The organism is Paenibacillus sp. FSL L8-0663 (assembly GCF_038008125.1).
Classification (GTDB): Bacteria; Bacillota; Bacilli; order Paenibacillales; family Paenibacillaceae; genus Paenibacillus; species Paenibacillus polymyxa_D.
This window is the reverse complement of sequence record NZ_JBBOYM010000001.1, coordinates 4,622,029-4,644,711: the sequence shown is the minus strand read 5'-3', so window position 1 is coordinate 4,644,711 and position 22,683 is coordinate 4,622,029. Positions and strand designations below refer to the sequence as shown.

At 46.8% G+C, this 22,683-nt stretch carries 17 protein-coding genes, 15 tRNA genes and 2 rRNA genes; all 34 read left to right on the top strand.

Annotation, left to right across the window (positions count from 1 at the left end; all coding sequences use genetic code 11):
* Positions 1-12: 12 nt before the first annotated feature.
* The 34 genes from MKY75_RS20610 to sufC all read left to right on the top strand — a co-directional run bounded on the left by MKY75_RS20610 (position 13) and on the right by sufC (position 22,670).
* Positions 13-627 (top strand): DedA family protein, encoded by a 615-nt coding sequence (locus MKY75_RS20610; RefSeq protein ID WP_029517185.1) that lies wholly within the window; start codon positions 13-15, stop codon positions 625-627.
* 1 nt (position 628) lies between these two features.
* Complete coding sequence (locus tag MKY75_RS20605) at positions 629-1,198, top strand: thioredoxin family protein (RefSeq protein WP_029517186.1); 570 nt, start codon at positions 629-631, stop codon at positions 1,196-1,198.
* A 3-nt stretch (positions 1,199-1,201) separates the two neighbouring features.
* The gene (locus tag MKY75_RS20600; protein ID WP_069012005.1) at positions 1,202-1,831 is read left to right on the top strand and encodes an MBL fold metallo-hydrolase; all 630 of its coding nucleotides are present in this window, start codon (positions 1,202-1,204) and stop codon (positions 1,829-1,831) included.
* Between the two features lie 241 nt (positions 1,832-2,072).
* Positions 2,073-2,282: a hypothetical protein gene (locus tag MKY75_RS20595; RefSeq protein ID WP_069012007.1), complete on the top strand. Its 210-nt coding sequence runs from the start codon at positions 2,073-2,075 to the stop codon at positions 2,280-2,282.
* 80 nt (positions 2,283-2,362) lie between these two features.
* Complete coding sequence (locus MKY75_RS20590) at positions 2,363-2,749, top strand: hypothetical protein (protein WP_025675434.1); 387 nt, start codon at positions 2,363-2,365, stop codon at positions 2,747-2,749.
* A gap of 304 nt (positions 2,750-3,053) precedes the next feature.
* On the top strand, positions 3,054-3,341 hold the full coding sequence (gene gatC / locus MKY75_RS20585) for an Asp-tRNA(Asn)/Glu-tRNA(Gln) amidotransferase subunit GatC (RefSeq protein ID WP_013311910.1): 288 nt from the start codon (positions 3,054-3,056) through the stop codon (positions 3,339-3,341).
* Between the two features lie 27 nt (positions 3,342-3,368).
* Entirely contained in the window at positions 3,369-4,826 is a 1,458-nt protein-coding gene (gatA, locus tag MKY75_RS20580; protein WP_023990257.1) for an Asp-tRNA(Asn)/Glu-tRNA(Gln) amidotransferase subunit GatA, read from the top strand.
* Positions 4,827-4,852: 26 nt separating this feature from the next.
* Positions 4,853-6,298 carry an Asp-tRNA(Asn)/Glu-tRNA(Gln) amidotransferase subunit GatB gene (gene gatB, locus MKY75_RS20575; RefSeq protein ID WP_013311908.1) on the top strand — a complete coding sequence of 482 codons (1,446 nt, stop codon included), beginning with the start codon at positions 4,853-4,855 and terminating at the stop codon, positions 6,296-6,298.
* 129 nt (positions 6,299-6,427) lie between these two features.
* Positions 6,428-6,889 (top strand): GNAT family N-acetyltransferase, encoded by a 462-nt coding sequence (locus MKY75_RS20570; protein WP_029517189.1) that lies wholly within the window; start codon positions 6,428-6,430, stop codon positions 6,887-6,889.
* Between the two features lie 95 nt (positions 6,890-6,984).
* The gene (locus MKY75_RS20565) at positions 6,985-7,698 is read left to right on the top strand and encodes an MgtC/SapB family protein (RefSeq protein WP_029517190.1); all 714 of its coding nucleotides are present in this window, start codon (positions 6,985-6,987) and stop codon (positions 7,696-7,698) included.
* A gap of 83 nt (positions 7,699-7,781) precedes the next feature.
* Entirely contained in the window at positions 7,782-8,435 is a 654-nt protein-coding gene (locus MKY75_RS20560; protein ID WP_029517191.1) for a hypothetical protein, read from the top strand.
* Between the two features lie 7 nt (positions 8,436-8,442).
* Entirely contained in the window at positions 8,443-9,846 is a 1,404-nt protein-coding gene (locus MKY75_RS20555) for a DUF4097 family beta strand repeat-containing protein (RefSeq protein ID WP_029517192.1), read from the top strand.
* 108 nt (positions 9,847-9,954) lie between these two features.
* Positions 9,955-10,386, top strand: coding sequence for a Fur family transcriptional regulator (locus tag MKY75_RS20550; RefSeq protein ID WP_029517193.1), 432 nt, complete (start codon positions 9,955-9,957; stop codon positions 10,384-10,386).
* A gap of 184 nt (positions 10,387-10,570) precedes the next feature.
* Complete coding sequence (locus MKY75_RS20545; RefSeq protein WP_340886365.1) at positions 10,571-12,289, top strand: glycosyl hydrolase family 18 protein; 1,719 nt, start codon at positions 10,571-10,573, stop codon at positions 12,287-12,289.
* A 112-nt stretch (positions 12,290-12,401) separates the two neighbouring features.
* Complete coding sequence (locus MKY75_RS20540; protein ID WP_029517195.1) at positions 12,402-13,280, top strand: nucleotidyltransferase-like protein; 879 nt, start codon at positions 12,402-12,404, stop codon at positions 13,278-13,280.
* 456 nt (positions 13,281-13,736) lie between these two features.
* Positions 13,737-15,292 (top strand): 16S ribosomal RNA (locus MKY75_RS20535).
* A 402-nt stretch (positions 15,293-15,694) separates the two neighbouring features.
* A 23S ribosomal RNA gene (locus MKY75_RS20530) occupies positions 15,695-18,620 on the top strand.
* Together the 16S and 23S rRNA genes with 15 tRNA genes alongside form the textbook arrangement of a ribosomal RNA operon.
* 67 nt (positions 18,621-18,687) lie before the next feature.
* Positions 18,688-18,763, top strand: a tRNA-Asn gene (locus MKY75_RS20525).
* Positions 18,764-18,766: 3 nt separating this feature from the next.
* Positions 18,767-18,858, top strand: a tRNA-Ser gene (locus tag MKY75_RS20520).
* A gap of 17 nt (positions 18,859-18,875) precedes the next feature.
* Positions 18,876-18,947, top strand: a tRNA-Glu gene (locus tag MKY75_RS20515).
* A gap of 69 nt (positions 18,948-19,016) precedes the next feature.
* Positions 19,017-19,092 (top strand) — tRNA-Val (locus MKY75_RS20510).
* A gap of 26 nt (positions 19,093-19,118) precedes the next feature.
* Positions 19,119-19,195, top strand: a tRNA-Met gene (locus MKY75_RS20505).
* A 15-nt stretch (positions 19,196-19,210) separates the two neighbouring features.
* A tRNA-Asp gene (locus MKY75_RS20500) sits at positions 19,211-19,287 on the top strand.
* Positions 19,288-19,324: 37 nt separating this feature from the next.
* A tRNA-Phe gene (locus MKY75_RS20495) sits at positions 19,325-19,397 on the top strand.
* 22 nt (positions 19,398-19,419) lie between these two features.
* A tRNA-Thr gene (locus MKY75_RS20490) sits at positions 19,420-19,495 on the top strand.
* A 5-nt stretch (positions 19,496-19,500) separates the two neighbouring features.
* A tRNA-Tyr gene (locus tag MKY75_RS20485) sits at positions 19,501-19,586 on the top strand.
* A 7-nt stretch (positions 19,587-19,593) separates the two neighbouring features.
* A tRNA-Trp gene (locus MKY75_RS20480) sits at positions 19,594-19,667 on the top strand.
* A gap of 17 nt (positions 19,668-19,684) precedes the next feature.
* Positions 19,685-19,757: transfer RNA gene (locus MKY75_RS20475), tRNA-His, on the top strand.
* A 10-nt stretch (positions 19,758-19,767) separates the two neighbouring features.
* Positions 19,768-19,842 (top strand) — tRNA-Gln (locus tag MKY75_RS20470).
* 7 nt (positions 19,843-19,849) lie between these two features.
* Positions 19,850-19,921: transfer RNA gene (locus MKY75_RS20465), tRNA-Gly, on the top strand.
* 12 nt (positions 19,922-19,933) lie between these two features.
* Positions 19,934-20,008, top strand: a tRNA-Cys gene (locus MKY75_RS20460).
* An 11-nt stretch (positions 20,009-20,019) separates the two neighbouring features.
* Positions 20,020-20,098 (top strand) — tRNA-Leu (locus MKY75_RS20455).
* Positions 20,099-21,391: 1,293 nt separating this feature from the next.
* Positions 21,392-21,913 (top strand): MarR family transcriptional regulator, encoded by a 522-nt coding sequence (locus MKY75_RS20450; protein ID WP_069012661.1) that lies wholly within the window; start codon positions 21,392-21,394, stop codon positions 21,911-21,913.
* Positions 21,894-22,670: a Fe-S cluster assembly ATPase SufC gene (gene sufC / locus MKY75_RS20445; protein WP_029518161.1), complete on the top strand. Its 777-nt coding sequence runs from the start codon at positions 21,894-21,896 to the stop codon at positions 22,668-22,670. Before MKY75_RS20450 ends, sufC begins: the two co-directional genes overlap by 20 nt.
* Positions 22,671-22,683 lie beyond the last annotated feature (13 nt).

The following is a 22,683-nucleotide window of genomic DNA, read 5'->3' as shown; positions in this document are numbered from 1 at the left end:
GTGGGAAGAGAGATGGACCAAATATCTAGTATCATTAATTATTTGTTTGAGATCATTCGTAGTCTTGGGTATTTTGGTATTATGCTAGGCTTGATGGTGGAGGTCATTCCAAGTGAAATAGTCCTCGCTTATGGCGGTTTTTTAGTGTCCTCGGGTCATATTAATTTTTTTGGCGCAGTCGTGTTTGGAACGATTGGCGGGGTGCTGGCCCAGTTGTTCATTTACTGGATTGGACGCTATGGCGGCAGACCCGTTTTAGATAAGTATGGGAAATACATACTCATCAAAAAAAGTCATGTTGACCACGCTGAAGCCTGGTTCAATAAATATGGCACAGGGGTCATTTTTACAGCTCGCTTTATCCCTGTTGTTCGTCACGCGATCTCAATCCCTGCCGGGTTGGCTCGAATGAACGTATGGCGCTTTATTATTTTGACAACGCTGGCGATTATACCTTGGTCTGTTTTGTTTATATATTTAGGTATGCTGTTGGGAGACAAGTGGGAACAAATTGACGAAGTGGCAGCACCTTACATCAAACCGATTTTGCTCGTTGCTCTTGCGCTCTTGATCATTTATTTTGTTATCAAATGGATTGTAGCCAAAAACAAAAAAGGAAGTGTATAACATGAGCCGTACTAACGTATCGCAATATTTCGGAAAGGGCTTGAGTCCTGAACAATTTATGGAGGGCATGGAAAAGAACAAAGAAGCCTTCCGCTCTGGATACGATCAGTTTGTGTGGAGCAGCGAAGAGGATCGGGAGTTTTTTGAAAGCCTGAACCATCGTGATGATCTGCGTGTGCTTATATTGGCTGCCGACTGGTGTGGGGATGTAGTACGCAATGTGCCAGTTGTGTTCCGCGCGTTGGAGAATAGCGGGATTCCAACCGAAGTATTGATTCTGGAAAATCATCAGGCGCTGATGGACGACTTCCTGACAATGGGCGGACGTGCTGTGCCGATTGTGATTTTTGCGGATACGGGAGGTCATGTACTTGGCCACTGGGGACCACGCCCTGCACATGTTCAACAAATTATGATCGCATTCAAACGTGAAAATCCAGATCGGGAAGCCGATGATTATCAAGAAAAAATCGCAGTTGCTCGTAAAGAAATGGCTGGAAAATATGGGGAGGGAACCGAGGTCCATCCTGTAATTGTTCAGGAATTACGCGAGCTGATCTCGGGATTTTAACTTATGACATTATCTATTCGCAGTTTTAATCTCGGCCCGCTCCAGACGAATGCTTATTTGCTTCAAGGAGATGATCCGAAGCGCGCTGTTATTATTGATCCAGGGATGAATCCGGGTCCTTTGCTGAGAGCCATTGAGCCACTGACGATTGAAGCTATCCTGCTGACGCATGCCCATTTTGACCATATCGGAGGAGTAGAGGAGATTCGCAATGCCAAAGACTGCCCGGTTTATCTGCACGCCTTGGAGCAAGACTGGCTTACATCTCCTAAGCTGAATGGCTCCTTGATGTGGCCAGAGGCATCCCCTCCGATCTCGACGGAACCAGCCGAATATGACTTGGCAGAAGGTCAACAATTGAACCTGATCGGTCACACGTTCCGGGTTTTCCATACACCGGGCCATTCACCCGGAAGTGTCAGCTTTTTATGCGGCAAAGATCTTTTTTCCGGGGATGTGCTATTTCGTCAGGGCGTTGGACGCACGGATCTGGCGGGCGGCCGCGAACGGGATCTATACGATTCTATTCAGAACAAATTGTTTCCACTCGGAGATGACGTTACAGTCTATTCCGGTCACGGTCCCAAAACGTCCATCGGTTATGAGAAAGCTAACAATCCGTATATCCGGTAAATGTGATGAATGTTCAGTAGGGGCAAAATCAAAGGTGTGACAGGTTTTGCCCCATTTCGACAACAAATTATAAATTATGTATAGACAAAGGTTTTTATTTTTGTTAACATAAATTTATTGAAGTTACATACTAAACTCGCGAAGCACGCAAGCTGTGGATGAATCCCGGTTTGCGTTCTTTTTTTTGCCCATTAAGAGGATAAAGAGGCATGAGGCCGTCAGATCACAAGGGGGAGCAAGAATGAAAAGAAAACATATATATGGGGTACAACGTGAGATTGGAGGTAGTTTCCGGGTTCCCAATATAATAGATATTGAAGATTCTGTGGCAGATTCCGAGCCGAAGATCATAACTTGGAAAAAGGTGAAACGACGGGGCGGAATCCCTACACAAAACTGGCATGTGAGGCTGAATGAACACAGGTTGGGACGTGGAGACGGTCGATTATGAAGATACATAGATGATATAGACAAGCTACTTTTTTTTTAGTAGACTTAGCAGATAAGTTCAGACAAACGGGGGGGCTAACGATGCATCATTTAGGAGCTAGAATTATGATCGTCGCGGATGCTTTTGAGCAGAATCTTCCTGTGGGCGAACATGGTTATATCATTGCTTACGACCGTAATGCGGACAATGCTTTTGACTATGTCATTCGCGTACCGAAGGTGAACCGCAATTTTTTTGTACCATCCGGAGACATCGAGCTGGAAGAGAGTATTCTCAAGCTGGAAGCCGAGCGGATTGAGCGTGAAGCGCTGATAGATTACGCCCTTGCTACCCATAATGAGCAACTGTTCATGCATGTGATGAACGGTGGTATTGATTCGGTAGAGACTGAGGAAGAAGAAACCGCGGCGGAGTTGTTGTCACAGGCTGATTTTATCAGACAAGTCAATTTGCGTGCTTGGATATAGAAGTCGGCTACGGTCGATTCTTTTTAAGAATATATAAAGGGCACAATCTCAGCTCCTATAGTTTTCACGAAAGAGCACCGAAAGGTGCTTTTTTTATATTCTTTTAGCAACATTTACCTCATCGAAGTGCAGTTTGCTTCTGTACCGCGTCAAAGATTGAATTGTAAAGGGTTCTATCCTATAATTAAAAACGTTATTTCAAAGTTCGGTGCAGCATTTTTTAATATCAGGATTTTGCAAAATTCGATTTCAGTCGCTTATTGGATTTTTTGCAAAATCCTCATATACATGAGGAGGGTTTTGTATGAACATTTCCACGGAAGATGTCCGTCACGTAGCCAAGCTGTCCAGGTTGAATCTGACCGCGGCTGAGGAAGAAACGATGACAGGACAATTAAACGCCATTCTCCATTATGCGGAGAAGCTGAATGAGCTGGATACGGAGCAGGTAAAGCCGACCACTCATGTGCTGCACGTCAGCAATGTCATGCGAGACGACGAAGTTCGCGAAAGTTTGACACATGAGCAAGTGATGCGCAATGCACCTGAAGAAGAAGACGGACAGTTTAAGGTTCCTGCTGTTCTGGAATAGATCTCATATTTGAAAGGAGGATGCAAATTGAGCTTGTTCAATAACACATTGCCCGAGATACATAACAAGCTGCATCAAAAGGAAATTTCCGTGAGTGATCTGGTAGGACACGCTCTGGAGACAATTGGTGCGCGGGAAGACAAGATCAGAGCTTATATTACCGTTGACGAGGAACAGGCCCGTGCATCCGCACGTCAGCTGGATGATCAACTGATTTCCGGGGAGGAAAGAGGGTTGTTGTTTGGCCTGCCAGTTGGCATTAAGGATAATATTGTGACAGAAGGGCTGCGTACAACATGTGGCAGTCAGTTTTTGAAAAATTTTGATCCCGTTTACGATGCCACAGTTGTTAGCAAGTTACGCGCAGCGCAAACCGTGACACTCGGTAAAATGAACATGGACGAATTCGCCATGGGCGGCTCTAACGAGAACTCCAGCTTTTTCCCTGCACGTAACCCTTGGGATTTAGAACGTGTTCCCGGTGGTTCCAGTGGCGGCTCGGCTGCGGCTGTTGCAGCGGGTGAGGCTTATTTCACGCTCGGCTCGGATACAGGGGGTTCCATTCGCCAGCCCGCTTCTTACTGCGGAGTAGTTGGCCTGAAACCAACCTATGGTCTAGTATCCCGCTTTGGACTGGTGGCTTTTGCCTCCTCTTTAGACCAAATTGGACCCATTACTAAAAATGTTCAGGATTCGGCCTATGTCCTACAAGCCATTGCAGGTTATGACCAGAAGGACTCCACTTCTGCAAAGGTAGACATTCCTGATTATTTGAACGCTTTAACCGGGGATGTAAAAGGACTACGTATCGCTGTGCCTAAAGAGTATCTTGGTGAGGGCGTCGATCCTCAGGTCAAGGAGAAGGTGCTGGATGCACTGAAAACGCTGGAAGGATTGGGCGCTGTATGGGAAGAGGTATCTCTTCCACACACGGAATATGCGGTTGCGACATACTACCTGCTGGCTTCATCCGAAGCGTCATCCAATCTGGCACGTTTTGACGGCGTGCGCTATGGTGTACGTTCTGACAATCCAGACAACCTGCTTGATCTATACCATCAGTCCCGTACGCAGGGTTTTGGTCCTGAGGTGAAGCGTCGGATTATGCTAGGTACCTATGCGCTCAGCTCTGGGTACTACGATGCTTATTATTTGAAAGCTCAAAAAGTGCGCACACTGATTAAACAGGATTTTGATCGTGTATTTGAACAATATGATGTGATTATCGGACCTACTGCACCGACAACTGCTTTCAAAATCGGCTCGCAAGTGGACGATCCATTAACAATGTATTTGAACGATATTTTGACGATTCCGGTGAGCTTGGCTGGTGTGCCAGCCATTAGCATTCCGTGTGGTCTAGCGGATGGAATGCCAGTCGGACTACAAATCATCGGAAAAGCCTTTGACGAGTCTTCCGTGCTACGCGTAGCTCATGCTTTTGAACAAAATACCGAATTTCACAAGCAGCGTCCGCAGCTGTAATTTGCCAAAAAGGAGGGAACCTATTCATGTCTACAACTACATCCAAGTATGAGACGGTCATCGGACTTGAAGTGCACGTGGAATTGCATACGAAGTCTAAAATATTCTGTGGATGCTCGACATCCTTCGGAGCACCACCCAACTCTCATACATGTCCGGTCTGTCTCGGTCACCCAGGGGTATTGCCGGTATTGAACCGTCAGGCCGTTGATTATGCGATGAAAGCAGCAATGGCGCTGAATTGCACCATTGCTGATGTGAGCAAGTTTGACCGCAAGAACTATTTTTACCCCGATTCACCTAAGGCCTACCAAATCTCACAATACGATCAACCCATTGGCGAAAATGGCTGGATTGATATTGAAGTGAATGGTGAGACAAAGCGTATCGGTATTACTCGACTGCATCTGGAAGAGGACGCAGGGAAATTAACACATGTTGATGGTGGCTACGCATCTTTGGTCGATTTTAATCGGGTCGGCACACCATTGGTCGAGATCGTTTCGGAACCGGAAATATCTTCGCCGGAAGAAGCCAAGGCCTATCTCGAAAAAATACGTGCCATTATGCAGTATTGTGACGTATCCGATGTGAAGATGGAGGAAGGATCACTTCGCTGCGACGCGAATATCAGTCTTCGTCCGCATGGACAAAAAGAGCTAGGAACTAAAGCGGAACTGAAAAACATGAACTCCTTCCGTGGCGTACAGCGCGGACTGGAATATGAGCAGTTCAGGCAGGAGCAGACGCTGGACGAAGGCGGAACAATTGTACAGGAGACACGTCGTTGGGATGAAGCACAAGGTAAAACTTTATCCATGCGTGGTAAAGAACAGGCCCATGACTATCGTTATTTCCCAGACCCGGATCTCGTTACTCTTCATATAGACGAGGAATGGAAAGAGCGCATCCGTGCTTCGATTCCTGAATTGCCTGACCAGCGTAAAGCACGCTACACTTCCGAATATGGATTACCTGAGTATGATGCCCAGGTGATTACGTCCTCCAAGCCATTGGCCGATTTGTTCGAGGATAGCCTTCAATTCACCAAGGATGCCAAAGCAGTATCCAACTGGATTATGGGGGATCTACTCGGTTATTTGAACAGTGCCGGTGTTGAACTGTCGCAGGTTAAATTGACCGGTCGGGGCTTGGGTGAAATGATCGGACTGCTGGAGAAGGGAACGATCAATAGCAAAATCGCTAAAACGGTCTTCAAGGAAATGCTGGAAAGTGATAAACTGCCACAGCAAATTGTCGAAGAAAAAGGGCTTGTACAAATCAGTGATGAGGGTGCGATTCTTACAATTGTCGAACAAGTTGTAGCAGCTAACCCGCAATCGGTCGAGGATTACAAAGCTGGCAAGCAAAAGGCCATCGGCTTCCTAGTCGGTCAAGTGATGAAGGAGAGCAAGGGGAAGGCAAACCCTGGCCTTGCTAATAAGTTGCTGACGGAAGTGCTGAACCGCTAATGGCATAGATTTGACAGGGGCTTGTCTTTTAGGGACAGGCCCCTTTTGCATAGCCGCTAAGAATGGTTGGCGCGAACAAGCTTTAGAACCTGATGGCATTTTATGAGTTTCCTTAGGAGGGAAAACAGCATGGTTACCCTATGTTCATTGGAAGATGATGATATCGTCAGTCAGATATGGCGTCTACAGCATGTTGCCTATAGGCTGGAAGCTGAGCTGATTGGGTTTGATGAAATTCCTCCACTGATGGATACATTGGATACGCTGAGAAGCTGTGGAGAGTCTTTTTATGGGTGGCTGGAGGACGGTGAATTGCTAGGAGCACTGGCTGTGCAGTCCGAATCGCCCGATTCGCTTACCCTTACACGTATGATGGTTCACCCAGATCATTTTCGTAAAGGCATTGCAGATTCTTTAATGAAGCATGTTTTGAATGAATATCAAAATATCCCGTTGTTTATCGTCTCTACAGGAACTCTAAATACTCCTGCGGTGGCGTTATATCGAAAACATGGCTTTCGTCCCGTATCTGCGGCTGAGGTCGCTCCAGGCGTGGAATTAACTACCTACCATCTGCATAAGGTGGAATAGCATTGAGGTATCAAATTGACATTAAAAATGCACATAAGCCCACAAACCGCGCACCCGGAGTGGGAAGCACGACATAACCGGGAGGAGAGACTCGAATGAATAATCCGTGGATTATAGACGATTCACATATCATTTTACGGCTTTTACTGTCCATGCTTCTCGGTGGATTCATTGGGTTTGAACGCGAGCGTTCCAATCACGCAGCTGGTTTGAGGACTCATATTATGGTCAGCCTTGGTTCGACGCTGATTATGCTACTCTCCATTTACGGCTTTGCCGATTTTATTAAAGAAGCTAATGTACGCATAGATCCCGCTCGTTTGGCTACCGCTGTGATCACTGGCGTAGGCTTTTTGGGTGCAGGAACGATTATGTTCACAGGTAAATCCATTACCGGACTAACGACTGCGGCTTCCATTTGGGTCGTGGCTGCTATTGGCCTTGGGGTTGGAGCAGGGTTTTATTTCCCATCTATAGCGGCGACAGTGCTCGTATTTTTAAATTTATGGGTGTTTAACAAAGTTGAACTTCGGTATATGCGTGGACGCAAGCGCCATCTTATTACATTGTACGGATTGGCCTCTCACGGATTGCTGGATCAGATTTCGACTTATTTAGAGCAAGAAAAAGTGGAAATACGTAAAATAATGATTAAAGAACATGAAAATGTCCCATTTCACGAATTACATCCAGATCGGCAGAGTATGGAGGTTTCCCTAGAGGTGCTGGCCCGTCATGATTTTAATCCTGTACGTATTGCAGCAGATTTACGACAATGGGAAGATATAGCTGCAGTCTCTGTTGAGTAATAGGGTACCTTTTTTTAACAGTTACTCTTAAATCTGATTGGGGTACTATGTAAGCATTGAAATGTTTTTCAGCGGAACCACGTATGGGATTCAAAGGGGAGGATGGCATGAACTCGGAACAACCGTTACCGTCTGGAGAGGCTGGACAGCTACAAGCATCGGAACAGCTGGAACAACCCAGACAGGGGAAGCGTCTAAAATACGCTAAATTTCGCAAAGTGATTGCCATTATCATGGCGGCATTGTTACCCGGACTGGGACATCTTTTTTTAGGACTGTTTATCAGGGGGCTTAGTTTTATTGTATTGCTCCTGCTAGATATTTTTGCGATGCTGTATGTTTCCTCTGACGGCTTAAGGATCAACATTCCATTACTTATTTTGCTTGGATTGTTCATACCTGTTTTATATTTTTATAATGTATATGATGTCTTACAGTCTGCAGATTATATGGTTCGCTATCGACGTAAGCCTGATCGTTATGTACGAATGGATGCTAGAGGCCAGCAAAGTAGTCCTTTTTATGCGTGGGAGAGAGGCTTTGCTTTTGCTGTGCTGATGGTGGCAGGCGGTGGGCTTATGATTTTGTTTCGCATGAAACCTCGCTGGTTGAGCAATTTCTTTGAGGATTATGGATTCCTTACGCTGGCTATTTTATTAATGATGATCGGTTTATTCCTTTTTCTAAGGGAAGCCTTTCTGACCTTTAAGCGTAAAAAGTTGAAAGAAAGAGGGTGAAGCTGGCGTGCACCGTAAAATAAGAGTCGGGCGCTACACCTCTTCGCTTCTGTTGATGGCTGTAGGCATTTTGCTTATTGTAGATGTGTTTCAAAATACTGAATATATGCTTCAACTCCTCGTTTGGTGGCCCGTAATCTTCGTGCTTTGGGGACTGGAGTATCTAATTTTTTTTGCTGTGTACTTTCGGAAAGAAGGCAAGTCTGACAATGGAAGGCGATTCAGACCTGACCTAAAGGGGATTCTGTCCGCTTTGGTAGTGGCAGCCTCGGTTTTTATCGTGACCCAGCAAAATCATTATATGTATCTGTGGAATCGGGTCAGTCTCAATCTGACGTCAGCCTCTATGGATTTTAGCCAGGCTAAAGAGAATCGGTATGATATGGGTGGTGTGCTGGTACCTGTAACTATGCAGACGTCCGATTTAATAGTTGATTCGGTTAATGGTGATGTAACACTGATCAGACGACCTGTGTCCAATATAGAGGTACGAGGGACTCTATGGGTGGATCAAGCGCCTGCTGCCGAAGCGGACAAGATTGCTCAAGCTTCTTCACTGACTTCTACCGACGGCAAGACTATCCAGATTCGTCCGGAGGCACAGTCATACGGAGCATCAAGCAAACGTCAGCCCCGTGTGAACATGCTGATCACCGTGCCTGAGGACCGACGGTTCAATATGCAGATTAGAACCTCCAACGGGAATATTACCTTGAATGGAGTTGATGCTATTGACAGCATTAGACTCGAGAGCGGTAATGGAAATCTCATCGTTAATGACGCTATCGGCAATGTCAAGGGAGGCACGCTGAACGGTCAGGTTAAATTGCATCGGATTTCTGGAGATGTGGATGTGCGCACGAACCGAGGCGACATGCAGGCAGGCGATATTGAGGGAGCTGTCACACTACATACCATGGTAGGTGACATTCAGCTTGCTCGTTCGGAAGGAGATATCACTGTTGATACTCAGAATGGGGACATGAATGTGTTGAATTCTACAGCCAAGCTGAATGCTAATTCGCTTAATGGCTCTATCAAAGTGCATAGCGAACAGGTGAGCGGAGATTGGAAAATATACAGTGCTGTCGGTGATATCGTATTGGATCTTCCGTCGAATGGAGATTTTCAGTTAGAGGGTTCAAGCAGTTATGGTAATCTTCAATCCGATTTTCCATTTAAAATAGACAGTAAAAGTATTTCAGGCCAAAACGGGACAGGCAAGTATGCGATCAACGTGGAGGGCAACAGTAATTTAACCATTAAAAAGTTACTGATGCCGTCGTTACCCGACTTGGAAGATTCCGGGGGTACGACTGCGCCCGATACATCTGAAATCTCTCCGGCTGAACCTAGAGCGCCCGAGACAGATACCTCTATAGGAGCATCCGGCGACAATACGGCGCGTTGACAAGAAACTTGAGTAGACCGTACAATGTGAGTAGGTTTAGAAGTAAGTTGTAAATAGATGCGTGGTAATTGATAGGATCGTAAGTAAGGGATAAGGCGGTGGACATATATGGCAGCACGCGTCCAGCATGCTTTGGAACTTCTAAAGAAGACAGGTGTACGCATAACACCCCAGCGTCATGCCATATTAAACTATTTGATGGAAACCATGGGGCATCCGACTGCAGATGAAATATATCGAGCGCTTGAGTCCAAGTTTCCAAGTATGAGTGTGGCTACGGTTTATAATAACTTAAAGATGTTTATAGAAGCGGGTATGGTACATGAGTTGACCTATGGAGATAACGCCAGTCGTTATGATGCCAATATTTCGGAGCACTATCACATCATTTGCGAAAAATGCGGAAAAATTGAAGATTTCAGTTATCCCTATTTGGCTGATGTGGAACGTCATGCTGCGTTGGAAACAGGCTTCGAAGTGCATGGACATCGTATGGAGTTACACGGAGTATGCAAAACTTGTAGTAACAAACAAACGTAACGAAACAAGGAATAGAGTTTTTTTGTGCGGTATGTATATATTGTAATGGATTGGAAACGTGAGCAATTCTCCGTAAGCGGGGATTTACCGCGTTTTTTTGTTTAAATCACTTTACTTTTGTTTCAAGTAATCTGTTGAGGTTACAAAATACGGAATTCAAAGTTCATACAATGGAGGTTCAATATTGGCCAGAAATCATTCCAGACGCCGCCGTAAACGTTCACGATTCAAAGGAGCGGCAAGCCTGCTATTATTTGCAGCGATTATATGCGCAATTACTGTCGTATGGTTTGGTAATCCCCTTCATGAGAAACCCGATTGGCAGGGCAGTGTCCGTCCTATTTTTATGCAGGGCAAGTTGACTGGGTATGAAGCTCAAAGCTCCGGCAAGAACATGCTGATGCCGCTTAAATTGGTGCAAAGTCAAATTGATCCTTCGGTTCGCTATGAGGATGACAGCCAAACCGTCATTATGGCGACGAGACAAAGCTTGCTCTATATGAAGGTTTCGAAGGCACAAGGGGAATTGAATGGTAAAACATATGCGCTGAGCGCAGCCCCCCAGGTGATCAGTGGAGAGGTATATATCCCGATAGAGGCTGTACGTGAAGTATACGGCGTTTCTATACACGAAGACTCTGTAACGGGTGCCGTTATCTTGATGAAGGCCGGCGAGAAGGTCAGGCTGGGTAATGTAGAAAAGAAGGATGGGCAACAGGATGCTAGAATTGCCTTACGTAAAGAAGCCTCTAGCCTATCTTTTATTTTGACAGATGTACCTCAGCGGACGAAAGTACGTATCTGGTCCCAACAGGGTGATTGGTATTTTGTGCAGTTAGACAATGGCTATGCAGGATACATTAAATCAGACCATATCGCTGAAGGAGAAGAGCTTGTGATTCCTTCGGTTAAGGACGATTTGTCCATATCGGAGAAGCATTGGGAGGGTAGACCAGTGAATCTCGCTTGGGAAGCCGTCTATAATCGCAAGCCCGATCCTTCCAAGTTTGATCCTATGCCTGGAGTAAATGTGGTGAGCCCTACGTGGTTCAGTGTCGTCGATCATGAGGGCACTGTAGAAAGCAAAGCGGATCCTTCTTATGTCAGCTGGGCACATCGCAAGGGTATGGAGGTTTGGGGGTTGTTGAGCAACAGTTTTAATCCCGAACTAACAACAGAAGCTTTGTCTACCTTTGAACGTCGAAAGTCGATTGTAGATCAGATGATTTCACTTGCTCAACAAAATGATCTGGACGGTATTAATATCGACTTTGAAAATGTTCATACAAAGGATGGTCCCAATGTCACCCAATTTTTGCGTGAACTTAAACCGATGGCTCGGGAACATGATTTGATACTGTCCATTGATGTTACGCCTAAATCTCAAAGTGAGATGTGGTCTGTTTTTTTGGATCGAAAAGCATTGGGGACTATAACAGATTATCTCATGGTAATGGCGTATGATGAGCATTGGGCGGCTAGTCCAAAAGCTGGTTCCGTCGCCTCGTTACCATGGACGGAAGCGTCAATTAAGCGAATTATTCGGGAAGATGAAGTGCCGTCTCAAAAAGTGGTTTTAGGTATTCCGTTATATACTCGCGTGTGGTCCGAGACTCCCAAAGAAGGGAAGATTAAGGTCACCTCCAAATCACTTGGTATGGAGTCAGCAGCCAATATCATAGCCCAATTTAAGTTGAATCCCAAGTTTAGAGCTTCCGAAGGCCAGAATTATGTCGAGTATACAGAAGACGGCGTAGTCAAAAAGATTTGGCTGGAGGATCAGGTATCTCTGAAGGCAAGAGTAGAACTTGCCAAATCGCTGAAGCTCGGAGGAATTGGTGTGTGGAATCGAAGCTTTGCAGATAAAGACGCTTGGATAACACTGAAAAAAATAAGTGAATAAGATAAAAAAATTTACAATTGAAGAAGGAAGTTTCTTATTTATGTAGAAATGATCACATGTATCCAAATATCCAATTTGCGGTCATAGCCGCCTTGCAGGTATGGAGGGAGAAGTGCAGCTAACCAAATTAAACCTGATATATGATGAATTGTTGCAGGAGGATTCGATAGGTATTATTTCGTACAGAAAACCGGGAGAGTATTTTCACGGTTCGATGTTGTATGACTTTGATGAACTCATTCTAATTATTGGAGAAGGCACCAAGCCAGTCCGTTCTATTCAACACTTATTTATGAATGGTTTAAGATGCCAAGTGTTGTACGCAACGCTCAGTTGTCTGAAGGAATGGATTATCGCTGGTGAACAAGCCAACATTATAGATTATGTGCTAGAAGGGCGTATTGTCTGGGAAAGGGATGACAGGGTTCGCTTTTTAAGACAGGAAATTGTTGATTTTAACGATCCACTGCGGGAGCAGAAGCGATTTCATGAGTTCTCCCGCTTTCTGGTCAATTACGTTCATGGTAAAAGAGCGGTGCGAGAAGGGCGGATCATTGACGCTTATCAAAGTGTTCTGAAAGCATTGGATCATTGGGCATCTATTGAACTCATTGAACGGGGGATTTATCCAAAGGTTCACTTATGGGTTCAGGTACAGCCTCTGGATCGAACAATTGACAAACTGTATAACGAACTCACATTAAGTACGGAAACCTTGGAACAACGGGTTGAACTAGTACTGCTTGCTTGTGAATTTTCAGTTATGTCAAAAATGGAGGAGTGCTCCTCTCCGCTATTCCGTATATTAGGCAGCAGACGGGAACCTTGGTCTATAAATGAACTTATTAACCATCCTGAGCTAAAGAATCTCCAATTGGATCTTACCGTCGTGCTCCGTAAACTGGTATATCGTTCACTTATTAGAGAAACAGCTGCCGGGGATTTTAGGGATCGCGGGCAAAATCGTGAACTGCGTTACTCCCTTATTTGATGTACAGGGGTTGATTTGTCAGGAAGAAAGGTTGTTAAACCGACTTTTCTTCCTTTTTTTGCACATGATCTAGTATTTATAAATAGTTAAAAAATATAAATTATTAATTTAGGTTGACGAGTATATAAAATATGTGATAAGTTATAACTCGCCCCATTAAGCAGCATGAATAGTTTTGAACTGTTTAAAGCAGGATAAACGTGTTGCATCAAGCGGAAAAAATAAGTTTTCAAAAAAAAGCTTGACGAAAAATGAGGTTATGTGTTACATTATTTAAGTCGCCGCTGAGACGCGGTGGTGAAACAAAGTAAGATGTTATGTAGGTTTGATCTTTGAAAACTGAACAACGAGTGAGTAAAACGATTTTGTTCGCAAAATCAAACAAGAGATATTTTTTATCTCGTCAGTTTCAAAATGAGCTTATCGCTCTTTCTATAAACCAGCTTCGGTTGGTCTTTAATGGAGAGTTTGATCCTGGCTCAGGACGAACGCTGGCGGCGTGCCTAATACATGCAAGTCGAGCGGGGTTATGTAGAAGCTTGCTTCTACATAACCTAGCGGCGGACGGGTGAGTAACACGTAGGCAACCTGCCCACAAGACAGGGATAACTACCGGAAACGGTAGCTAATACCCGATACATCCTTTTCCTGCATGGGCGAGGGAGGAAAGACGGAGCAATCTGTCACTTGTGGATGGGCCTGCGGCGCATTAGCTAGTTGGTGGGGTAAAGGCCTACCAAGGCGACGATGCGTAGCCGACCTGAGAGGGTGATCGGCCACACTGGGACTGAGACACGGCCCAGACTCCTACGGGAGGCAGCAGTAGGGAATCTTCCGCAATGGGCGAAAGCCTGACGGAGCAACGCCGCGTGAGTGATGAAGGTTTTCGGATCGTAAAGCTCTGTTGCCAGGGAAGAACGTCTTGTAGAGTAACTGCTACAAGAGTGACGGTACCTGAGAAGAAAGCCCCGGCTAACTACGTGCCAGCAGCCGCGGTAATACGTAGGGGGCAAGCGTTGTCCGGAATTATTGGGCGTAAAGCGCGCGCAGGCGGCTCTTTAAGTCTGGTGTTTAATCCCGAGGCTCAACTTCGGGTCGCACTGGAAACTGGGGAGCTTGAGTGCAGAAGAGGAGAGTGGAATTCCACGTGTAGCGGTGAAATGCGTAGAGATGTGGAGGAACACCAGTGGCGAAGGCGACTCTCTGGGCTGTAACTGACGCTGAGGCGCGAAAGCGTGGGGAGCAAACAGGATTAGATACCCTGGTAGTCCACGCCGTAAACGATGAATGCTAGGTGTTAGGGGTTTCGATACCCTTGGTGCCGAAGTTAACACATTAAGCATTCCGCCTGGGGAGTACGGTCGCAAGACTGAAACTCAAAGGAATTGACGGGGACCCGCACAAGCAGTGGAGTATGTGGTTTAATTCGAAGCAACGCGAAGAACCTTACCAGGTCTTGACATCCCTCTGACCGCTGTAGAGATATGGCTTTCCTTCGGGACAGAGGAGACAGGTGGTGCATGGTTGTCGTCAGCTCGTGTCGTGAGATGTTGGGTTAAGTCCCGCAACGAGCGCAACCCTTATGCTTAGTTGCCAGCAGGTCAAGCTGGGCACTCTAAGCAGACTGCCGGTGACAAACCGGAGGAAGGTGGGGATGACGTCAAATCATCATGCCCCTTATGACCTGGGCTACACACGTACTACAATGGCCGGTACAACGGGAAGCGAAATCGCGAGGTGGAGCCAATCCTAGAAAAGCCGGTCTCAGTTCGGATTGTAGGCTGCAACTCGCCTACATGAAGTCGGAATTGCTAGTAATCGCGGATCAGCATGCCGCGGTGAATACGTTCCCGGGTCTTGTACACACCGCCCGTCACACCACGAGAGTTTACAACACCCGAAGTCGGTGGGGTAACCCGCAAGGGAGCCAGCCGCCGAAGGTGGGGTAGATGATTGGGGTGAAGTCGTAACAAGGTAGCCGTATCGGAAGGTGCGGCTGGATCACCTCCTTTCTATGGAGAATCGTTTCCTGAAATGGAAACATTCAAATTAGCAGGTACATGTACCTGCGATCGGATATTCAATTCGGTTCATCACATTCGTGTGAATGAAATGAATATCCTGAACTTACTCACTCGTTGCTCAGTTTTGAGAGCTCAAACTCTCAAGTTTCGACGAATACTTCGTTCACACATCCGTGTGGAACCGAAATATTCATCGGGTTTCGCTTCGATGAAGCGAATTGCACCTTGAAAACTGGATACCGAAACGAAATTGCGTTTTAGAATATTCCTTTAAGCTGATCTTGTGTAAACAAGTGAAATAAAGGTAGCAGGTAGGGAAAGATCTTTTGCCTTTGGCAAAAATCATTCTTTATCGAACATCGACATTTTCTTTTATCAAAGAAAAGTCTAGGTTAAGCTACAAAGAGCACACGGAGGATGCCTAGGCGCCAGGAGCCGACGAAGGACGTGGCGAACAACGATAAAGCCTCGGGGAGCTGTAAGCAAGCTTTGATCCGGGGATGTCCGAATGGGGAAACCCGGCTGTCTTCATCGACAGTCACTTTCTGCTGAATACATAGGCAGAATAGAGGCAGACCAGGGGAACTGAAACATCTAAGTACCCTGAGGAAGAGAAAACAATAGTGATTCCGTCAGTAGCGGCGAGCGAACGCGGATTAGCCCAAACCAAGGAGCTTGCTCCTTGGGGTTGTGGGACGTCTCATATGGAGTTACAAAGGAACCGGTTAGATGAAGAGGTCTGGAAAGGCCCGCCAGAGAAGGTAAAAGCCCTGTAGTTCAAAACTTGTTCCCTCCGAGACGGATCCCGAGTAGTGCGGGGCACGTGAAACCCCGTATGAATCCGGCAGGACCATCTGCCAAGGCTAAATACTCCCTGGCGACCGATAGTGAAGCAGTACCGTGAGGGAAAGGTGAAAAGCACCCCGGAAGGGGAGTGAAATAGATCCTGAAACCGTGTGCTTACAAGAAGTCAGAGCCCGATCTAGGGGTGATGGCGTGCCTTTTGTAGAATGAACCGGCGAGTTACGTTCCCGTGCAAGGTTAAGGTGAAGAGCTGAAGCCGCAGCGAAAGCGAGTCTGAATAGGGCGAATGAGTACGTGGACGTAGACCCGAAACCGGGTGATCTACCCCTGTCCAGGGTGAAGGTGCGGTAACACGCACTGGAGGCCCGAACCCACGCATGTTGAAAAATGCGGGGATGAGGTGGGGGTAGCGGAGAAATTCCAATCGAACCCGGAGATAGCTGGTTCTCCCCGAAATAGCTTTAGGGCTAGCCTCGGAAAGAAGAATCGTGGAGGTAGAGCACTGATTGGGTGCGGGGCCCGCAAGGGTTACCAAGCTCAGTCAAACTCCGAATGCCATAGATTTAGTTCCGGGAGTCAGACAGTGAGTGCTAAGATCCATTGTCGAAAGGGAAACAGCCCAGACCATCAGCTAAGGTCCCCAAGTGTGTGTTAAGTGGGAAAGGATGTGGAGTTGCACAGACAACCAGGATGTTGGCTTAGAAGCAGCCACCATTGAAAGAGTGCGTAATAGCTCACTGGTCGAGTGACTCTGCGCCGAAAATGTAACGGGGCTAAACACACCACCGAAGCTATGGCTTGATGCTTGCATCAGGGGTAGGGGAGCGTTGAATGCGGGTTGAAGGTGTACCGTAAGGAGCGCTGGACTGCATTCAAGTGAGAATGCCGGTATGAGTAACGAAAAGATCTGTGAGAATCAGATCCGCCGAAAGCCTAAGGGTTCCTGAGGAAGGTTCGTCCGCTCAGGGTAAGTCGGGACCTAAGGCGAGGCCGATAGGCGTAGTCGAAGGACAACAGGTCGAAATTCCTGTACCACCGTAATCCGTTATGAGCGATGGGGTGACGCAGTAGGGTAGTGACGCGGACGGATGGATGTCCGTCTAAGCAGTGAGGCTGATGTGTAGGCAAATCCGCACATCGTTAAGGCTGGGCTGTGATGGGGAGCGAAAATTGTAGTAGCGAAGGTCATGATCTCAGACTGCCAAGAAAAGCCTCTAGCCAGGAGAAGGTGCCCGTACCGCAAACCGACACAGGTAGGCGAGAAGAGAATTCTAAGGCGCGCGGAAGAACTCTCGTTAAGGAACTCGGCAAAATGACCCCGTAACTTCGGGAGAAGGGGTGCCTCGGTAGGGTGAATAGCCCGAGGGGGCCGCAGTGAAAAGGCCCAAGCGACTGTTTAGCAAAAACACAGGTCTGTGCGAAGCCGCAAGGCGAAGTATACGGGCTGACGCCTGCCCGGTGCTGGAAGGTTAAGGGGAGTGGTAAGCCTTCGGGCGAAGCTATGAACCGAAGCCCCAGTAAACGGCGGCCGTAACTATAACGGTCCTAAGGTAGCGAAATTCCTTGTCAGGTAAATTCTGACCCGCACGAATGGCGTAACGACTTGGGCGCTGTCTCAACGAGAGATCCGGTGAAATTTTAATACCTGTGAAGATGCAGGTTACCCGCGACAAGACGGAAAGACCCCATGGAGCTTTACTGCAGCTTGATATTGAATTTGGGTACGATCTGTACAGGATAGGTGGGAGCCGTAGAACTTTGAGCGCCAGCTTGAAGGGAGGCATCCTTGGGATACCACCCTGATCGTATCTAGGTTCTAACTTGGTACCGTGAACCGGTGCGAGGACAGTGTCAGGTGGGCAGTTTGACTGGGGCGGTCGCCTCCTAAAGAGTAACGGAGGCGCCCCAAGGTTCCCTCAGAATGGTTGGAAATCATTCGAAGAGTGCAAAGGCAGAAGGGAGCTTGACTGCGAGACCTACAAGTCGAGCAGGGACGAAAGTCGGGCTTAGTGATCCGGTGGTACCGCATGGAAGGGCCATCGCTCAACGGATAAAAGCTACCCTGGGGATAACAGGCTTATCTCCCCCAAGAGTCCACATCGACGGGGAGGTTTGGCACCTCGATGTCGGCTCATCGCATCCTGGGGCTGAAGTAGGTCCCAAGGGTTGGGCTGTTCGCCCATTAAAGCGGTACGCGAGCTGGGTTCAGAACGTCGTGAGACAGTTCGGTCCCTATCTGTCGTGGGCGTAGGAAATTTGAGAGGAGCTGTCCTTAGTACGAGAGGACCGGGATGGACGTACCGCTGGTGTACCAGTTGTTCCGCCAGGAGCACCGCTGGGTAGCTATGTACGGAAGGGATAAGCGCTGAAAGCATCTAAGCGTGAAGCCCCCCTCAAGATGAGATTTCCCAGTATGTAAGACCCCTTGAAGACGACGAGGTAGATAGGTTGGGGGTGGAAGTGCAGTAATGCATGGAGCTGACCAATACTAATCGGTCGAGGGCTTATCCTAAAGATAAAACGCAAATGAGTTTCGGATCCAGTTTTCAGGGTGTAACCTTGAAACAAATGCTTAATATTCCCTGATAGCTCAGTTGGTAGAGCACTCGACTGTTAATCGAGTTGTCACAGGTTCGAGTCCTGTTCGGGGAGCCATATGGAGAGGTGTCCGAGTTGGCCGAAGGAGCACGATTGGAAATCGTGTAGGCGCCAAAAGCGTCTCGAGGGTTCGAATCCCTCTCTCTCCGCCATAATTCATTTGTAGCATGGCCCGTTGGTCAAGGGGTTAAGACACCTCCCTTTCACGGAGGTAACAGGGGTTCGAATCCCCTACGGGTCATAAAAATATCATAAAAAAAACTTGCAATAAAAATTTTATTATGGTATAATATGAAAAGTGTTTCGGTGTGGAGGCTTAGCTCAGCTGGGAGAGCATCTGCCTTACAAGCAGAGGGTCGGGGGTTCGAGCCCCTCAGCCTCCACCATTTGAAAATTTAATATTTATTATTGTCGCGGGGTGGAGCAGTTCGGTAGCTCGTCGGGCTCATAACCCGAAGGTCGCAGGTTCAAATCCTGCCCCCGCAACCAATTAAAAATTATTATGGAACTGTGGTGTAGAGGCCTAACATGCCTGCCTGTCACGCAGGAGATCGCGGGTTCGAATCCCGTCAGTTCCGCCATTAGTATTATAACGTGTAATGAAGAGCCTTATTCTAAGGCTCGGTAGCTCAGTCGGTAGAGCAGAGGACTGAAAATCCTCGTGTCGGCGGTTCGATTCCGTCCCGAGCCACTTTTAATTGAATATTTTATGTGCCGGTGTAGCTCAACTGGTAGAGCAACTGACTTGTAATCAGTAGGTTGGGGGTTCAAGTCCTCTCGCCGGCACCATTTTTGGAGGATTAGCGAAGTGGCCAAACGCATCAGACTGTAAATCTGCTCCCTTACGGGTTCGGTGGTTCGAATCCATCATCCTCCACCAGTTTTATAGGGGCATAGTTTAAAGGTAGAACAACGGTCTCCAAAACCGTTGGTGTGGGTTCAATTCCTGCTGCCCCTGCCAATTATTCATTACTTGCGGCGGTCGTGGCGAAGTGGTTAACGCACCGGACTGTGACTCCGGCATTCGTGGGTTCAAGCCCCATCGGCCGCCCTTTACTTATTGGGGATTAGCCAAGCGGTAAGGCAACGGACTTTGACTCCGTCATGCATAGGTTCAAATCCTATATCCCCAGCCATCTTTATGCGGACGTGGCTCAGCGGTAGAGCATCGCCTTGCCAAGGCGAGGGTCGCGGGTTCGATTCCCGTCGTCCGCTTTGTTACACTCTGGCGCCATAGCCAAGTGGTAAGGCAAAGCTCTGCAAAAGCTTTATTCCCCAGTTCAAATCTGGGTGGCGCCTCCATAATTGAATACGCCGGCGTGGCGGAATGGCAGACGCGCTCGACTCAAAATCGAGTGGGAAACCGTGGAGGTTCGAGTCCTCTCGCCGGTATTAACTAAAAGAGTTCATTAGAGACATTCTCTAGTGAGCTTTTTTTATTTGAGCTTTAGTACCCCCTCATTGCTTGAGCTGAAGACACCTTTGAGTTGTATTCCAAATGCGAATAAATATTTGCCGTTGTTGCATAATCGCTGTGGCCTAACCATTCCTGAACTTCTTTCATGCTTACCCCTAATACATTTACATAAATATACATAAATATACTCCAGGTATTCAAGACAATAAGAATTGTCAAAAGATAAGCGATAGGATTCCTGTTATTCCTTCATACGAATCAGAAGCTCATAGAACGTGTCCACCAGTGGCAGATTACCGGATGGAGTAGCCGCTTTTACTCTTACAGCATATCTTCGTTTTCAACCGCGAGTGCTTGTCCTTCCATATGAGAATTCTTCCTGGCTTCCTGAAGCAAGATTTCGGCTCTTTTCTTGGTTCCTTTTATCTTAAGCCCCGTAGGGATCCATTTTGGTTATCGTTTACCATTCTCATCTTTACAGTTAGGCGGATGTCCCGTTGCGCTTTCTCCTCTTCCAACACCTCCAGAGGGTGAACCCGATCCTTTTTCAAATACCGGTTGAGCTTCGGAATGGATTTGCTACAAAAGTGGTAGCTGAATCCGCCGATGGATTGCTTTAGCGCCCAGAAGGTGCATTTGATTTTGAACCGGGCGGTATAATGTCCGATGATCTAGGTCGCCTCCAGTGTTAGATCGGTGCTGGCTAGAATGGAGCATCGCCTGTTCGGATTCACCAGCAATAACCACAGTTTTTGGTTACTCTTTGGCCCCATAACATATCCACCACAGGTAACTGACGGATTATTCATTGCCATACATGCTCACGATAGCGTACTCAAACGCGGCGATACAGCTTTAAAACAGCTCGGCCAAGCACCACCTTCGTCCTCTTTTTACGGTAGCGACCCCAGTCTGTGGCAGGTGTACCATGACGTTCATAGGCAACGGTATTGGACTTGGCTTCGGTTACCAGATCCACCCGGATGCTGCCGAATTGGTTCCATTGTTCAACCCCCGCAAAGCAGGATTGATCAGAGGTATTTAAAACTATTTCCGGGACGTGCCCTAGTAAAAACACAGCATGAGGCCTATGACAATGACAACAAACCCGTGAAATGCGACTTCAAAATTACGTCACATTTAACACAATTGATATTGATTATCAATATCAATTGTGTTAATATAATTTTGTTTACTAGTGAACAAAAAAATCTAATGGAGACACTGAACTTGGTCTCAACTACTACAAGAGAGGGGAGATTGGGAAATTGGAGTTTCAAAATCATTTTAAAGGTCATCTTTACGAGCAATATATTAAAATGCTACATCTGAATGAGCTGTATACTGAACAAGAATTTAACTCGTTTCGGCAACAGGCCAAAAAGTACCAGATTGACATGCTCTCCAACAATATTACTAGTGTGCATGTTATTGATTGCATTGGTGATTATGAACCGATAAATCATACCGGGATTGTGGAGAAGATGGGGTTGTCCAAAGCTAGCATTACTAAAATTAGTGCAAAGCTGCTGGAAATGGGCTTCATTATGAGAAGTCAACTGAACAGCAATCGTAAGGAGATTTACTTTAGTTTAACGGATAAGGGAAGACACGTTTATCATTTGCATAAAGAAATGCACAAAGAAAAAGAAGAAAGGTTTTACCAATTCATTGAATCCTATTCAGAGGTTGAGCTGCAGACTATTGGAAAATTTATGAGTGATTTGGTGGCGCGTGCCGAAGAATACTCCGAAGGGAAGTTTACGATAAATGACGACATTAAAGATTGAGGAATTAAGATCCAAGATTGAAGGGAAAGAAATTTTAAAAGGGCTCACACTGGAGATTCATGGCGGAGAGATTCATGCGATTATGGGGCCTAATGGGACGGGAAAAAGTACATTGGCTTCAGCTTTAATGGGCCATCCCAAATATGAGGTTACTGGCGGTAAGGTGACATTGGACAATGAAGACCTTCTGGAGATGGAGGTGGATGAGCGTGCCCAGGCAGGCTTGTTCCTCGCAATGCAATACCCAAGTGAAATTGCTGGCGTGACCAACTCGGATTTTCTCAGAAGTGCCATCAATGCACGGCGTGAAGAAGGCGATGAGATATCCTTAATCCGTTTTATCCGTGAAATGGAGAGCAAAATGAAGGGGCTGGAGATGAACCCGGAATTTGTGCATCGTTATTTGAATGAGGGATTCTCTGGCGGTGAAAAAAAGCGGAATGAGATTTTGCAAATGATGCTACTTGAACCCAAGTTTGTGATCCTGGATGAAGTGGACTCAGGGCTTGATATTGATGCACTGCGTATTGTGGCCAATGGCGTAAATGAGATGCGCAGCCCGGATAGAGGCTTTTTAATCATCACCCATTATCAACGACTGTTGAATTATATTACCCCGGATTTTGTGCATGTCATGATGCAAGGCCGGATAGTTAAATCTGGCGGTCCGGAGCTTGCCCACCGTTTGGAGGCTGAAGGGTACGATTGGGTGAAGGAGGAACTTGGGATTACGGATGAGACGGTAAGGGATGCTTAAAAGCCGGAGAGGA

Bases quoted from the DNA above. Each gene is read 5' to 3' on its own strand.
- MKY75_RS20605 (WP_029517186.1), top strand. From the start codon at position 629: ATGAGCCGTACTAACGTATCGCAATATTTCGGAAAGGGCTTGAGTCCT.
- sufC (WP_029518161.1), top strand. From the start codon at position 21,894: ATGACGACATTAAAGATTGAGGAATTAAGATCCAAGATTGAAGGGAAA.
- MKY75_RS20560 (WP_029517191.1), top strand. From the start codon at position 7,782: ATGGGATTCAAAGGGGAGGATGGCATGAACTCGGAACAACCGTTACCG.
- MKY75_RS20590 (WP_025675434.1), top strand. From the start codon at position 2,363: ATGCATCATTTAGGAGCTAGAATTATGATCGTCGCGGATGCTTTTGAG.
- MKY75_RS20550 (WP_029517193.1), top strand. From the start codon at position 9,955: ATGGCAGCACGCGTCCAGCATGCTTTGGAACTTCTAAAGAAGACAGGT.
- MKY75_RS20610 (WP_029517185.1), top strand. From the start codon at position 13: ATGGACCAAATATCTAGTATCATTAATTATTTGTTTGAGATCATTCGT.
- MKY75_RS20600 (WP_069012005.1), top strand. From the start codon at position 1,202: ATGACATTATCTATTCGCAGTTTTAATCTCGGCCCGCTCCAGACGAAT.
- MKY75_RS20565 (WP_029517190.1), top strand. From the start codon at position 6,985: ATGAATAATCCGTGGATTATAGACGATTCACATATCATTTTACGGCTT.
- gatC (WP_013311910.1), top strand. From the start codon at position 3,054: ATGAACATTTCCACGGAAGATGTCCGTCACGTAGCCAAGCTGTCCAGG.
- MKY75_RS20570 (WP_029517189.1), top strand. From the start codon at position 6,428: ATGGTTACCCTATGTTCATTGGAAGATGATGATATCGTCAGTCAGATA.
- MKY75_RS20595 (WP_069012007.1), top strand. From the start codon at position 2,073: ATGAAAAGAAAACATATATATGGGGTACAACGTGAGATTGGAGGTAGT.
- gatB (WP_013311908.1), top strand. From the start codon at position 4,853: ATGTCTACAACTACATCCAAGTATGAGACGGTCATCGGACTTGAAGTG.